The sequence below is a fragment of the Blautia wexlerae genome, assembly GCF_013300825.1.
Taxonomy (GTDB): domain Bacteria; phylum Bacillota; class Clostridia; order Lachnospirales; family Lachnospiraceae; genus Blautia_A; species Blautia_A wexlerae_B.
The window spans coordinates 1-13,276 of the sequence record NZ_JAAIMY010000013.1 but is presented as its reverse complement, the minus strand read 5'-3'; the positions used below and the strand labels follow the sequence as shown (position 1 = coordinate 13,276).

The 13,276-nt window shown below is 37.5% G+C and carries 15 protein-coding genes; all 15 read left to right on the top strand.

From position 1 onward, the window contains the following. Positions 1-11 precede the first annotated feature (11 nt). Positions 12-1,295 carry a hypothetical protein gene (locus G4417_RS08325; RefSeq protein ID WP_055039880.1) on the top strand — a complete coding sequence of 428 codons (1,284 nt, stop codon included), beginning with the start codon at positions 12-14 and terminating at the stop codon, positions 1,293-1,295. Further along, positions 1,295-1,897: a response regulator gene (locus tag G4417_RS17325; RefSeq protein WP_055039879.1), complete on the top strand. Its 603-nt coding sequence runs from the start codon at positions 1,295-1,297 to the stop codon at positions 1,895-1,897. The genes G4417_RS08325 and G4417_RS17325 overlap by 1 nt, the downstream gene beginning before the upstream one ends. A 253-nt stretch (positions 1,898-2,150) precedes the next feature. Beyond that, positions 2,151-2,861 (top strand): hypothetical protein, encoded by a 711-nt coding sequence (locus tag G4417_RS08315; RefSeq protein WP_243121225.1) that lies wholly within the window; start codon positions 2,151-2,153, stop codon positions 2,859-2,861. A gap of 96 nt (positions 2,862-2,957) precedes the next feature. After that, the gene (locus G4417_RS16940; RefSeq protein WP_015529887.1) at positions 2,958-3,125 is read left to right on the top strand and encodes a hypothetical protein; all 168 of its coding nucleotides are present in this window, start codon (positions 2,958-2,960) and stop codon (positions 3,123-3,125) included. Between the two features lie 544 nt (positions 3,126-3,669). Next, the gene (locus G4417_RS08310) at positions 3,670-3,822 is read left to right on the top strand and encodes a hypothetical protein (RefSeq protein WP_015529888.1); all 153 of its coding nucleotides are present in this window, start codon (positions 3,670-3,672) and stop codon (positions 3,820-3,822) included. Positions 3,823-4,147: 325 nt separating this feature from the next. Beyond that, positions 4,148-4,621, top strand: a complete 474-nt coding sequence (locus G4417_RS08305; protein ID WP_171030278.1) for a sigma factor-like helix-turn-helix DNA-binding protein — start codon at positions 4,148-4,150, stop codon at positions 4,619-4,621. Between the two features lie 253 nt (positions 4,622-4,874). Then, complete coding sequence (locus tag G4417_RS08300; RefSeq protein ID WP_226840949.1) at positions 4,875-5,048, top strand: hypothetical protein; 174 nt, start codon at positions 4,875-4,877, stop codon at positions 5,046-5,048. 150 nt (positions 5,049-5,198) lie between these two features. Further along, positions 5,199-5,579, top strand: a complete 381-nt coding sequence (locus G4417_RS08295) for a type II toxin-antitoxin system PemK/MazF family toxin (RefSeq protein WP_005344285.1) — start codon at positions 5,199-5,201, stop codon at positions 5,577-5,579. Further along, complete coding sequence (locus G4417_RS08290; protein WP_015568866.1) at positions 5,560-5,808, top strand: DUF6870 family protein; 249 nt, start codon at positions 5,560-5,562, stop codon at positions 5,806-5,808. The genes G4417_RS08295 and G4417_RS08290 overlap by 20 nt, the downstream gene beginning before the upstream one ends. 108 nt (positions 5,809-5,916) lie before the next feature. Continuing rightward, entirely contained in the window at positions 5,917-7,608 is a 1,692-nt protein-coding gene (locus tag G4417_RS08285; RefSeq protein WP_139009371.1) for a recombinase family protein, read from the top strand. A gap of 1 nt (position 7,609) precedes the next feature. After that, on the top strand, positions 7,610-9,301 hold the full coding sequence (locus tag G4417_RS08280) for a recombinase family protein (protein WP_118758656.1): 1,692 nt from the start codon (positions 7,610-7,612) through the stop codon (positions 9,299-9,301). Beyond that, positions 9,298-10,875: a recombinase family protein gene (locus G4417_RS08275; RefSeq protein WP_138344195.1), complete on the top strand. Its 1,578-nt coding sequence runs from the start codon at positions 9,298-9,300 to the stop codon at positions 10,873-10,875. The genes G4417_RS08280 and G4417_RS08275 overlap by 4 nt, the downstream gene beginning before the upstream one ends. 112 nt (positions 10,876-10,987) lie before the next feature. Then, complete coding sequence (locus G4417_RS08270) at positions 10,988-11,170, top strand: tyrosine-type recombinase/integrase (RefSeq protein WP_226845253.1); 183 nt, start codon at positions 10,988-10,990, stop codon at positions 11,168-11,170. 402 nt (positions 11,171-11,572) lie between these two features. Then, positions 11,573-11,956 (top strand): TnpV protein, encoded by a 384-nt coding sequence (locus G4417_RS08265; protein ID WP_173683080.1) that lies wholly within the window; start codon positions 11,573-11,575, stop codon positions 11,954-11,956. 515 nt (positions 11,957-12,471) lie between these two features. After that, positions 12,472-13,257 carry a reverse transcriptase domain-containing protein gene (locus G4417_RS08260; protein WP_173683081.1) on the top strand — a complete coding sequence of 262 codons (786 nt, stop codon included), beginning with the start codon at positions 12,472-12,474 and terminating at the stop codon, positions 13,255-13,257. Positions 13,258-13,276 lie beyond the last annotated feature (19 nt).

Below are 13,276 nucleotides of genomic sequence, written 5' to 3'. Positions count from 1 at the left end.
TGAAAAAGAGTATGAAGAGTAAGTACAGCATATATATTCTGCTCCATATAGCTATAATTGTTATGTGGAGTTTTTTTTATAAATTTAATTTGATTACAAATGATGCTGTAGAGATAAATGCATTATCTATGATATTGTTAGTTTGTTTTATTAGTGCATTATATGTATATATTATGACATCACAAAAAAAAACAGATATAGTGGATAGTATTGATTATACAGTTCCTATATTATTCTGTAGTTCCATGATACATAGAACAGGTATTATAATTTTTGAAATCGCATTTGTATTATTTTTATTGTATAAGGCAAGGAATTTATTAGCCAGGAAAAGATATAAGGAAGAAATAACTGTTCTTATTTCTTATTTTTTGGGATTGCTTTTTTACATTAATCGGTTTGTCCTTTTTTCTTCGTTTATGATAGTATTGGGCATGGCGGTAGATATTTTTGTTAAGTATAAATGGATAAATTTCAAATATGTACATATACTTCCGACTTCTGCAAAGAAGTCAAAATATATTTTAACCTTATGGATACCACTAGTAGTATATATATCTTATATTTTTGATTGGGATTCATTTTGCCTTAATATGATTTTCCAGGTTTTTATGCTATTGTTTGAAATATTAACTATGATACATATAGAGGATAGGCAAGAATTTTATAGAGAAATAAGTTCCTTTTTTTTCTTAACAAAGTATATAAATACTGAAAGAGAGAATTTTTCAAGAATACTTCACGATGATATTGTCCAGGATATCAGAGCATCTTACAATTTATTAGCATTAGAACAACCGGATATTGTGCTATCGAAAAAGGTTTTATTAAATCTGGAAGATCGTGCAAGGAAAATGATGAATTTTTATTCGGCAAATATTTTTCTGGAATATGGTGCCTATATTAATTTAGAAAATATGTTAAATTCTATACAAGCCATATATCCAAATAAGAAAGTTCAATTAAAAATTGATATAAATGAAAAAGCAGAAAAATATCTAAAAAATAAAGTGCATTTAGAAATGCTGTTACAGATTAGTAAGGAATTGATTAACAATATTTTTAAGCATTCCAATGCGACTTATATCAAATACGAAATAAAATTGGACGAAAATATGGTGTTAATAATTAACTGCAAGAGTGATGGGGCGAGTGCAATAGATTATGAAAATATTTTCAAGTCTAAAGGTGGTGTGCTACTTTTGAGGGTGCTTGTAGAGGCAAACAATGGGAAATTGACATATAATTATTCAAATGGCATTTTATGGTCTAGTGTCGAGCTGGAGGTAGATTAGTGAAAATTTTACTATTTGATGATCATAGATTATTTGGAGAGAGTTTAAAGAAATTACTGATAGAGAGTCAATTTGTATCACTTTGCTACTATGTTGAAAGGGAGAATGATTTTTTCCGTACGTTTCGAGAAAAAGAATTTGATATTATTCTATTGGACATAAATTTAAAGAATAGTTCTGAAAAGAATGGATTTGAAATATTGGCAGATATATTATCAATTAATCCAGATTCAAAAGTAGTTATACTTTCTTCGTATGATATGCCTATATACAAAAAGATGGCATTTGACAAAGGAGCTGCGGATTTTATAAATAAGTCTGTTTCTATGGAGGAATTAGTAGAAAGATTAAAGAGAGTTCTTTGTAATAAAACATATTATAATAAAATTCCAGATATTGAGGTATTAACAGAGAGGGAAATTGAAATATTACGAGCAATTTGTAAGGGGGATATAAAGAAGAAAATAGCAAAGAATCTTTTTATAAGTGAACGTACATTATATAACCATATTCAAAATATTTATGATAAACTTGAAGTATCTAATACAGTTGAAGCTTATAACAAAGCAATAAAGCTAGGATATATTGAGCCATTAATGTAATCTGTTCCGAATTTAAGTATTTTTTACTTTTTTTGATAGAATTGTAGGCAGATAATTAACTATAAATGAGCAAGTTCGTGATTTTGCATAAAAGAGAGACACCTTGATTCCGTGTGTTGTATAATGAAAGTACCTAAACAAACATTTGCAACATTTACGAAAGAAGGTGTCTCTCGCAAATACTATACATCATTCTACATTCATATACAACCAGCTTAAGAAATTAAACTTATACAAATTTTATTCCAATCGAGTGATAAATCATCTTATGAGCATTCTGATCAGCATATTTCTTTTAGGATACCATGGGAAAACCACGGACTTTGCTAAAAACAGTTCCTGTCACAGGACTACGATCGCACATTTCCTTAATTCAGGAAAATGGGATGATTCCTCACTTTCAGATACGTTAAAACGTTCTGTTATAGAGATTATTTATTCAGAAGCAGCTCGCACCGGAAAGCCTTTTTTCTGTATTGTAGATGATACGACAGCTTCAAAAACAAAGCCTTCGTCACAGGCTCTGCATCCAATTGAAGACGCGTACTTTCACCAATCCCATTTAAAGGGGAAACAGGATTACGGACACCAGGCAGTTGCTGTTATGCTTTCCTGCTGGTATACTTCTGAAAAAATAATCAACACTTTCGCAGCCGGAGGATTTCATACCATAGGTGCACTGAAAACAAACCGGATGCTTTATCCATTTGGATTCAAAAAGAAACTTAATGAGTTTGCTGCTTTTTTAACGTCCACACGTTCCAATTTTCGCCTTGTGACAGTGAAAAAACAAAAATATTACGTGTATCGTTATGAGGGAAAACTCAACGGTATTGAAAATGCCGTAGTTCTTTTAAGTTATCCGGAAAAAGCATTTGGAAATCCAAAAGCACTGCGTGCTTTTCTCAGTACAGACGTTTCATTATCATTGGACGAAACACTGTCTTATTATGTCTGCCGGTGACCGATAGAGGTATTTTTTCGCCAGTGTAAGAATAAACTGGCACTGGACAGCTATCAGATACGTTCTGCACAGGGAGTCCGAAGATACTGGCTTCTTATGTCAATGGCACATTTTATGTGTGTGACAGGGACTGGTGAATTCTGTTCTTTTGAAAAAGGCTACCACCGGATTGGAAGCATTATTCAGACAGAAAAGTATCAGTATCTCTTCCAACTTGCAAAAGGAAGTAATGATTTTAAGGCATTTATGAAGTTAGCAGGATAATTTTGTGCAATTTTTCAAATTTGCTCATTTATAGTATATTTCTTAACTTCCTGTAAAATTAACTCTCGTTCCAAATAAATGGCTTATTTATGCGGTTTGTGCGTGTTATATCGTTAACGACACGAGAATTAATTAACTCTCGAGAGTTAACTTATAAAACAGTCACAAATCCATTATTATAAGGTTCTCGTACAGTCGAGAGTTAATTCATCAGGAAGTTAACAATATTATACACAGGATCTGTTAATGTACATATCAGGATAACTGCTTCTGGATTTAAGCTCGAGATGTTCATGGAAAGTTTGTATTAAGAGGGCCTCTGAAAATGAGGTCCTCGATATTTTTATCAGAGTATTATAATTGAAAAATAGTAACGAATTTATGAAGTATCTCTGATTGTGCAGATTATGTACCAGAAGTTTGGGCTGGGATTACTGCTTGCAAGAAAGGGAAAAGACTGGTATCGGATAGGATTAGTATTAAAGAAAAGTTCTTTTATTCGATAAAGTTTTCTACGGACAGAGGATATGCGACGAGCCTTGGTATGAATATATATCTATGGAAAGAGGATATTGAAGACGGAGCGTCGGTGATGACAGTCGAATACAGACCTGTAGAATATGGAAAGGATTATGATGTTGTCAATAATCCTGATATATTTGAACTCTATATAGATGGAAAAGAAGTAAAAGAATAGCAGGGTGAACTTTTAACACCGAAATATGTACGATTTCTGTTATGACATGAACTTATGGGAACGTATTGCGGATACTTTGTGAACTTTATCCTGATACAATGATTATGCTGATGAAAGAGGGCATAGATAACTGAATACAAGAAAGAGACAGAAGCCTCAGTAGTTAAGAAAAACTACTGGGGCTTTTTTTCGTGCCTGAATTTATCAGCCAATAACTGCGGATGTGTCCCGGCAGGATGAAGGCGGAGCAGGCATGATCCTAAACAAAGGTCCTCCTTCCGAATTTGAAACGAGCAACAAGATTTCAAATTCAGGAGGAACGGATATGTATATTGAACACCCATATTTTTACGAAGGAAAGTATTACGCAAATATTGATGGAGAAATGATCGAGATTACAAAAGAAGTTGCGTATGCGATGAATAATTTTTACAGAAGCAGCAAGGCAAAAAAAGTTGAGATTAAGAATGAACTGGGTGAGGTTGTGGATAAGATGCTGAGAGAAGTACCTTACAGCGGTCAGTCCATTGATGGAGAAGGCTTCATGATTGAGGATTTTCCAGATCTGAACTGTGATGTGGAGCACTGTGTACTGACAAAAATGGAACAGCAGGATATTCACACAGTGATCAATCAACTGAACTTAGAGGAACGCATGATTATTTATGGTATTTTCTTTGAAAACAAGACACAGACACAGATGGCGGAGATTATGGGGATTTCCAGACAGATGCTGTCATACAAGTTAAAATCCACTCTTAATAAGATGCGTGAAATGTATATGAATAAATTTTTTTAAAAAATTTTTCAAAATCTTTTGCATCTGCCAAAGTCATTTGACTTTAGTAATTAGAGGAAGTTAAAGGACTTCCTAAAATGAACCATGATAACTGAATATCCAATAATAACTGACGTGACATTTCATGCAAAGAGCACGAGGAAGATGCCGCTATAGGATTATAAGACAAAACAAAGATTTTTAGTTCAGTCCGTAATGCTGCGAAAAAGCACTGACCGAAGCCAGCTGGCAGGCTGGTGATGCGATGATATGTATGAGATGCGATACACTTGCAGATCCTGAGAAGTCTGTAACTGGTAAACCTATGAACTGCTGGAGCCTGGAAACGAGAGTTTCCGGGTTGTGGTCCGGAGTATGCATCCGGGCAGGTTATTATTCCCTTCCTGCATATGCGGGAGTAACGATTCGGGGTATCGAGGATAAATAGAATCGAGCGAGCACTGTTTAATAATCAAATTGGCTATAGAGGTTATGCGGCAGAGCTTTCCGTCTTGGAAAGGAACTCTGCCGTATTCCTGTGGAGCTAATATAGCGCTATGAATGCTTTACAAATAAAAAAGGATTGGAGAGATGACAAGTGACGATTCGAAGAGGAGATATCTTATGGGCGGATCTCGGTATGTTCCCGACAACTTCGGTTCAGGGTGGAGTAAGACCGGTGATCGTAGTAAGTAACAACAAAGCTAATACATACAGTTCAGTCATTACAGTAGTTCCGCTGACGTCAAGAATATATAAGAAGCGGTATTTGCCAACACATGTATTTATCAGTAAATATGACATGACAGGGATCCGAAAAGGAAGCCTAGCCTTGGCCGAACAGGTTATGAGCATTTCTACAAAATGTATTATTGAGAAATGCGGAAGAGTAAATAAGTGGAGCCTGGATCGGGTACTGAAAGCAGTACGGATTCAGATGGGAATGGAAGGAGAAGGGCATGACGGCAGAGGAATATAGAAACTATCTGGAGCAGGATTTCAGTGATGTAGATATCAATGAAATGACTGACCTACGGATGATAAAAGCAGACAGAAATAAATCGCTTCAGGAACGGAGAGATATTTTTCTGAATAAAGTAGGAAATCCATATTTGGTCCGGATCGGTAATATGAAAGTAAAAGTCAGATTTGCTAATAACGGTATATCTATGGAGCAGGCATTTGAGAATATGCTTCTGAGTGTCTGAAAAAGTACTGGCAAGATTGAGGGGACTGTGTTAGAATGTCGGTAAGGACAAATTATGCAGCCCCCTTTTATTACATGGATTTTCTGACGTAATAAAAGGAGGTAAGATATGTATCAGAATATCAATAAAATCTATCATGCCGCCATCTATGTCAGATTATCTAAAGAAGATGGCGATATTTCCAGTTCAGCAAAACTGGAAAGTAATAGCATTTCTAACCAGAAAGCTTTGATTCTGGATTTCCTGAAAGACAAAAAAGATATTGAAGTTGTTTCAGTCCGAGTTGATGATGGATACTCAGGCTCTAATTTTGAGCGCCCAGCATTCCAGGCAATGCTGGAAGATATCCGGCGTGGGATTGTAGACTGCATAGTGGTAAAAGACTTATCACGATTTGGAAGGGAATATATTGATTCCGGGAAGTATATCGAGAGATTATTCCCGGCTCTTGGTGTGCGCTTCATTGCCATCAATGACAATTATGACAGTCTCAAGGGAAAGAATCAGGCAGACGAAATCATTATCCCATTTAAGAATTTAATCAATGATGCTTATTGCCGTGACATTTCTATTAAGATCAGGAGTAATCTTGAGATTAAGAGGAAAAAAGGCGAATGCGTGACTCCGTTTGTAGCTTTTGGATACAGGAAGACAAAGACAGATAAGCATAAATTAGAGATTGATCCATCTGCAGGCAGTGTAGTACAGGATATTTTTAAGATGAAGCTGCAGGGAATGAGTCAGGATGCGATCGCTAATCGTTTAAATGAACTGGGTATTCTTTCCCCATTTGAGTATAAAATCAGCAGTGGCAGTCATTATGAAACTGGCTTCCGACAGAAAGAACAGGCACTTTGGAGTTCTGTTACAGTCCGCAGAATACTGGAAAACGAGGTTTATATCGGAAACCTTGTGCAGGGAAAAAGGACAACACCGAACCATAAAGTGAAGCAGACTTATGTGAAACCGGAAGATGACTGGATCCGGATTGAGAAAAATCATGAGCCACTGGTGAGTGACCGTGATTTTGAAATTGTTCAGAGACTTCTGGGCATGGATACACGTACTTCACCTGACCAAAAGCAGGTATATCTGTTATCCGGAATTGCTGTATGTGCGGATTGTGGTGCACCTATGACAAGAAAGGTTTCCACTGTGGCAGGGAAAAAATATGCTTATTATCTATGTTCCACAAATAAAGAAACAAAACGCTGTTCCAGTCATAGAATACCGGAAAAGGATCTGGAAGATGCCGTACTGGTGATGCTGAAACAGCATATCCAGAATATCCTGCACCTGAAAAGAGTCCTGGAATTTGTTGGTACTGTGCCATTTCAGGAGATCAATATGAAGAAGCTGCAGGACAGGCTGGAGAAGAAAAAACAGGAGACAGAACGCTGTAAGGAGTTACGGATGATGCTCTATTCGGATATGAAAGAGGGCATTGTATCAAAAGAAGACTATGTAGAGCTTCATGCAGCCTATGGAAAGAGGCTTAAAAATGCGGAAGAGAGTATCCGTGCGATCCAGAAAGAAATGGATAGTGAGCTGGAAAAAGCAGACAATGCCAATACCTGGCTGGATTATTTTGTGAAATATCAAGATATTGAAGAACTGTCCCGCACTGTGGTGGTAGAACTGATCAGGCAAATCCGAGTATATGATAAAAAGAATATAGAGATCACTTTTGATTTTGATGATTGTTATCAGACATTGCTGAGTCAATTACCGGCTATGGGAGTTGATACGGTAATAGATGATGATAATAATCTGCAGGTCAAGGTAAAGGAGGTTGTATAAAATGGCACGAAAGAGCAGGAAAAACATTCCGGAAGTAGTCAGCAGTGCAACCGTCCAGACAGAGATGAGCAGACCATTCCGGGCAGGATTGTATGCCAGAATTTCAATGGAAACAGAAGAAACACTAGAAAGAGGAACGATAGAAACCCAGGTGGAATTGATGAAAAACTTTGTAGCAGATACGGAAGATATTTCGGTTGCGAAAGTTTATAAGGACTCAGACTATTCAGGTACAAATTTTGACCGTCCTGGATTCGTACAGATGATGGAAGATATCAAGCATGGAAAAATCAATTGTGTTATTGTAAAAGATTTGTCCAGACTTGGCAGAAATTATGTCGAAACCAGCAATTATATTGAACGAGTATTCCCGTTTTTCCATGTAAGATTCCTGGCTGTGACAGATGATTTCGATTCTTTCAGAGAAGGTGTGGATCTTACAGTTCCACTGAAGAATATCATCAATGAATTCTATTCGAAAGACCTTGCCAAGAAGAGTAGCAGCGCAAAAAAAGCACTTTGGAAAGAGGGAAAATTTACAAGTGCCTGGGAACCGTATGGTTACAGAAAGTCAGAAGAAGACCATCATCAGCTGATTGTTGATGATGAAGCTGCAGAACATCTGAAAAGTATATTTTCTATGTATATGGATGGCAGGAATTATAGTGATATTGCAAGACAGCTCAATAAAGATGGAGTTTTATCGCCGACTTTACAGAGAAAATTCTATAAAACCGGTGAAAAGCCGCTTCCGGAGTCTAAACCCTGGAATAATTATGAAGTGAAGCGAGTACTTCAGGATGTTCATTGCACAGGTGATTCTGTATTTGGAAAATATCAGCAAAGTGTTTTCCAGGAAAATAAACAGAGAAATCGACCAGAGAGTGAATGGGTGCATGTGGAGAACACGCATGAAGGGATTATAGATAGAGAGTTGTTTCAACAGGTACAATCTAAAATTCAGGAATATACGGAAGCTTATAAGAAGAAACATCAGCAGAACAATGGGGCTATTCGAAATCATAATTTCTATACAGGAAAAATATGGTGCGGAGGCTGTGGCAACCGCATGACGTTGTCCAGAGAAAGAAATGGCACATTCTTTTATATCTGCGGAGCCAATACTAACCATAAATCCGGAGGAAAGCAATGCAAAGGGCACAGAGTCAGAAAAGAATATGTGGATGACGATGTTCTTCGCCTGATCCAAACGCATATGAAAACCGTATTGGATACAGAAAAAATGATTCAGGAAATGAATGCAGCTTCCAAAAATCAGACACAGTACCTGCTTTTGGATAAAGAGGTGGGGAAACTCCGACGGGAACTAAGCCGAATCAGTAAGCGTAAGTCGGATTTATATGAAGATTACTCGGAACGTTTGATTACAGAAGAAGAGTACATACAGTTTTCTCGGATCTATTCCAATGAAATTGAGAATATCAAGAGCCGTCTGGACACAGTATTGGCGGCAAAGGTTCGGTATTCCCAGGATTACCACATTGAAGAAGGCTGGGGAAATGTGATACATACTTATATGTCAAAGCGTAAGCTGACAAAAGAAATGGCAGATGCCTTTGTGGATTCAATTATTATCCATGGTAAGTATGATTATGAGATCAAGCTGGTATATGACGATCAGTTTGCAGATTTACAGAAATTAAAGAAAGAGAAGGAGGCGCAGTCAAGATGACAGATCATAGAAAAACAGCTGTTTACATCCGTTTATCCGCAGAAGATGACAATGTAGATGGCAGAGCCAAAAAAGAGAGCGACAGTGTAACTTCTCAGAGAATTCTGTTAAAATCATTTGTGATTGATCAGTTGGGTGTTGCTGAGGCAGATATCCTGGAATATGTGGATGACGGTGTCAGCGGTACTCATTTTAAAAGGCAGGGATTTCAACAGCTGCAGGATGACATGAAAAGTGGAGAAATCGGCTGTGTAGTTGTAAAAGATTTTTCCAGATTCGGAAGAGACTATCTGGAAGTTGGATTTTATATTGAATATATTTTCCCACTTCTACAGATTCGATTTATTTCGATTAATGACAGCTATGACAGTGCAGCAAGCAGCGGAATGACTGGTGGAATGAATGTAGCATTGCAGAATCTGGTATACAATATGTATAGCCTGGATTTGTCCAAGAAAATTTCATCAGCATTACAGACAAGAACGAGAAATGGTACACGCCTTCCAGTAAATGCCAGATATGGCTATAAAAAAGGAAAAGACGGAAGACTGGAAGTTGATCCGGAGGCTGCAAAAGTCGTGAAAATGATTTTTCGGATGGCAGCGGAAGGAACAAGTTTTGCAGATATTACAAGGGAATTGAACAGACAGGCGATTGCCACTTGTGATGAGCAGAAATTATCAAGAGGGGATCAGGTGCAGTTCCAGAGGTTTGACACGATCAAAAAGAAACATTGGAGCCCTACGACAGTAGCGGCAATTGTCCGGGATGAGATTTATATTGGAACCAGAATCTGGGGAAAAACACGTTGCAGTATGCATACCGGTCATAAAGCAGTTCTGAATGATGAAACAGAATGGATTCGCCTGGAAAATCATCATACGGCAATTATAGACAGGGCATTGTTTGAAAAAGCAAATGAAATGCATCCGAAAAAGAAGAGAAGTGTTGCGGAATCACGCACCAATTTTACTCTGGAAAGGCGTAAAAAACAGCCGGCATTACTGATATGTGCCAACTGTGGGCATTCTTTACTAAAAGAAACGGAGCATCTGCTAAAATGCTCAGATGCTCGAACCAATGGAGATCCTGTGTGTCGAAGTCTGGTGATCCGACGGGAACCGCTGGAGGAGAATATCCTTGGGCTTGTCCATCAGTATGCAGCGTCAATGTTGGAAAAAGAAAAGAAAGTATCTTCCAACAGGCAATGCGACGACAAAGAGATCAATACCGCAGAATTGCAAAAACAAAGCCGACAGTTGACCTCGGAAAAGATGAAACTCTATGATGCTTACAAAGATGGTCGTATAGATCGTGATTCGTATAAGCAGAGAGCTGGAAAGATAAGTGTACAGCTGGAGGAAATAAAACGAAAGATAGAAGATGCGGAGAATAGTAAAAAGCTTCTTGAACAAAATGAACTTTCTGATAAAATAAAACTAAAAGATTTCTTGGGAATTCAGAAGTTCGATACAGAGAAGTTGCGTGAGATTATCAAGGTGATCCGTGTTCATAGTCAGGATGAAATTGAAATCGAATGGAATTTTGACGATATTTTTTCGGAACAGAGGTAACTTGAGCAGGACAAGAAGGACTTATCAGAAGATAATAAAGGTGCTGGGACTACCTGATGGAAGCGTCAGATAGTCTTCGGCAGAAAAAAATAAAATTTTTTTTGTCCTATACTTGACACATCCACATGTATGTAGGCATACATATTGTTCCAATATGGCGAAAGCTGGAATGAATCCGAAGGCACTCCAATATTTAATGGGACATTCTGATATAGGGGTTACGTTAAACGTATATACGCATCTGGGATTAATTGATGCAAAAGAAGAGATGAATAGGATTGCAAAACTGGCATAGTATGATAAAATAATAGAAAAAAGAATTAAAAATAATCTGATTATAAGGTTCTTAGAAAGCCTGTTTTCCAGGCTGGTTATTACTAAGAAGTTACTAAATTTGGATAAGAAAATATACGAATTTATGCTGTGATATACAGGAAAATGACAGGATTGAAGATTATCGGAAAATGCCTGTAAACAGCGTAAATACAGCATTTCAAGGAGTTTTAAGCAATGATAAGAGTGTTATTTGTCTGCCACGGCAGGATTTACTGTTCGTGAGAAAAAGTCTTAAATCGTCTTAAATACTTCTATAAATAGCATTTCTTGTGTTCAATTCTCGATTTTACCAATGATTTACCAATATTTCTGGAGAGTCAGACTTGCAGAAACAACAAACCAGAATGAGGAGATTAAAAATATGAGCGGATTAAAGAAACACATTTATGAAGAGAAAAACGGACTGCATTACACTCTGAATGGAGATTATTATTTACCAGATTTGAAATTGCCGGAGGAACACCGCCCTATCGGAAAGTACGGACGGATGCACCGGGAATATTTAAGAGAAGTCCACCCAGCCAGATTGAATACATTGACCATGACAGGGGAATTATGGACATATCTTGCAGATCTGAACGAACAGGCACAGAAGCGATTAGATACAATCATAGAGCAGATGAAAGCTGCTGAGGGGGTCACAGAAGAATTAAAGAGTATCTGTCAGATGGAATGGGTGCAGCGTTGCAATAACATTCACAATCGGGCAGAAGAAATTGTTTTGCATGAGATGATTTATTCATAACGGTATGGTAGAATGATTATGATAAATCGGAGTTGTGCGCCCAGATAAGGGCGAGTAGTCTAGCAGGTGGAATGCCTGTCTGGTAAGGTCTAACCAACCGCCAGTAGCGAGTCTTGGGTGACTGTCAGTAATGGTAGTTGCTAAGCGTAGACAGCGAGAAAATAGAGAGTGTGATTGAGCCTCGAAATTTTGACATTTAGAAGGCTGACGTTCTAATTTCGACGGAAAGCAATACAAATCAATTCGCATTGGTGAGAAATGGTTTGCTTCTGCGGGGTCAAAGAGCACTTTATGTTTTACATTGTGATTATTCAGTCAACTGGGGAGAGCCTATTGTTTCTTGCCATTGCAAGTATGGCAAACAACTGCAAAACAGGAGAATGTCAAAAGAACAGTAGGCAGTCGGATAGCTTCATAGTACTGAAGAAGTTGGGTAATGCCAACGGAGGAAAGGGAGCTACATAATAATGGTCTTTCTGAGGACACATCAACCGTACTCAGGGACGGAGGTATTGATGGAGACGAAATTAGAAAGAATAGCAGAAATATCGGCAAATTCGCCGGGACCAGAGTTCACATCGTTGTATCATCTAATCAATAAAGAAATGCTTTTGCAATGTCACAAAGAATCAGACGGAAACAAAGCAGTCGGTGTTGATGAGATTACTAAGAAAGAGTACGGGAGAAATCTGGAGCAAAACTTAGATGACTTGGTAGAAAGACTGAAAAGAAAATCATACAAACCACAGCCATCAATTAGGGTATATATCCCTAAAAGCAATGGAAAACTTCGACCATTAGGAATTGCATGCTATGAGGACAAAATAGTCCAATTAGCATTAAAGAAGATATTGGAAGCTATCTATGAACCGAGATTTCTGAACTGCATGTACGGATTCAGACCAAATCGAGGATGTCATAACGCAATAAAAGAACTGTGTAAGAGATTAAACAACACGAAAATCTGCTATATTGTGGATACTGACATCAAAGGATTCTTCGACCATATGAAGCATGAATGGATTATCAAGTTTCTCAAACTTTATATTAAAGACCCCAACATAATTGGTCTTGTCAAGAAGTATCTTAAAGTGGGAGTGCTGGATAATGGTGAACTTATGGCGAATGAAGAAGGTTCAGCTCAAGGCAATATCATAAGTCCAATCCTAGCAAACATATATATGCACAATGTATTGACACTATGGTATAAGTTTATTATTACCAAAGAATGCAAGGGAGATAACTTTCTAATTGTATATGCAGATGATTGTGCGCCACGAAGGCGGAAACTTGTGACATGATGCCAAACAAGTATAGCCA

Excerpts from the sequence above, each read along its gene's own strand:
- G4417_RS08325 (WP_055039880.1), top strand. The coding sequence starts at position 12 with ATGAAGAGTAAGTACAGCATATATATTCTGCTCCATATAGCTATAATT.
- G4417_RS16940 (WP_015529887.1), top strand. The coding sequence starts at position 2,958 with ATGTCAATGGCACATTTTATGTGTGTGACAGGGACTGGTGAATTCTGT.
- G4417_RS08310 (WP_015529888.1), top strand. The coding sequence starts at position 3,670 with ATGAATATATATCTATGGAAAGAGGATATTGAAGACGGAGCGTCGGTG.
- G4417_RS08305 (WP_171030278.1), top strand. The coding sequence starts at position 4,148 with ATGTATATTGAACACCCATATTTTTACGAAGGAAAGTATTACGCAAAT.
- G4417_RS08300 (WP_226840949.1), top strand. The coding sequence starts at position 4,875 with ATGAGATGCGATACACTTGCAGATCCTGAGAAGTCTGTAACTGGTAAA.
- G4417_RS08290 (WP_015568866.1), top strand. The coding sequence starts at position 5,560 with ATGACGGCAGAGGAATATAGAAACTATCTGGAGCAGGATTTCAGTGAT.
- G4417_RS08285 (WP_139009371.1), top strand. The coding sequence starts at position 5,917 with ATGTATCAGAATATCAATAAAATCTATCATGCCGCCATCTATGTCAGA.
- G4417_RS08280 (WP_118758656.1), top strand. The coding sequence starts at position 7,610 with ATGGCACGAAAGAGCAGGAAAAACATTCCGGAAGTAGTCAGCAGTGCA.
- G4417_RS08275 (WP_138344195.1), top strand. The coding sequence starts at position 9,298 with ATGACAGATCATAGAAAAACAGCTGTTTACATCCGTTTATCCGCAGAA.
- G4417_RS08265 (WP_173683080.1), top strand. The coding sequence starts at position 11,573 with ATGAGCGGATTAAAGAAACACATTTATGAAGAGAAAAACGGACTGCAT.
- G4417_RS08260 (WP_173683081.1), top strand. The coding sequence starts at position 12,472 with ATGGAGACGAAATTAGAAAGAATAGCAGAAATATCGGCAAATTCGCCG.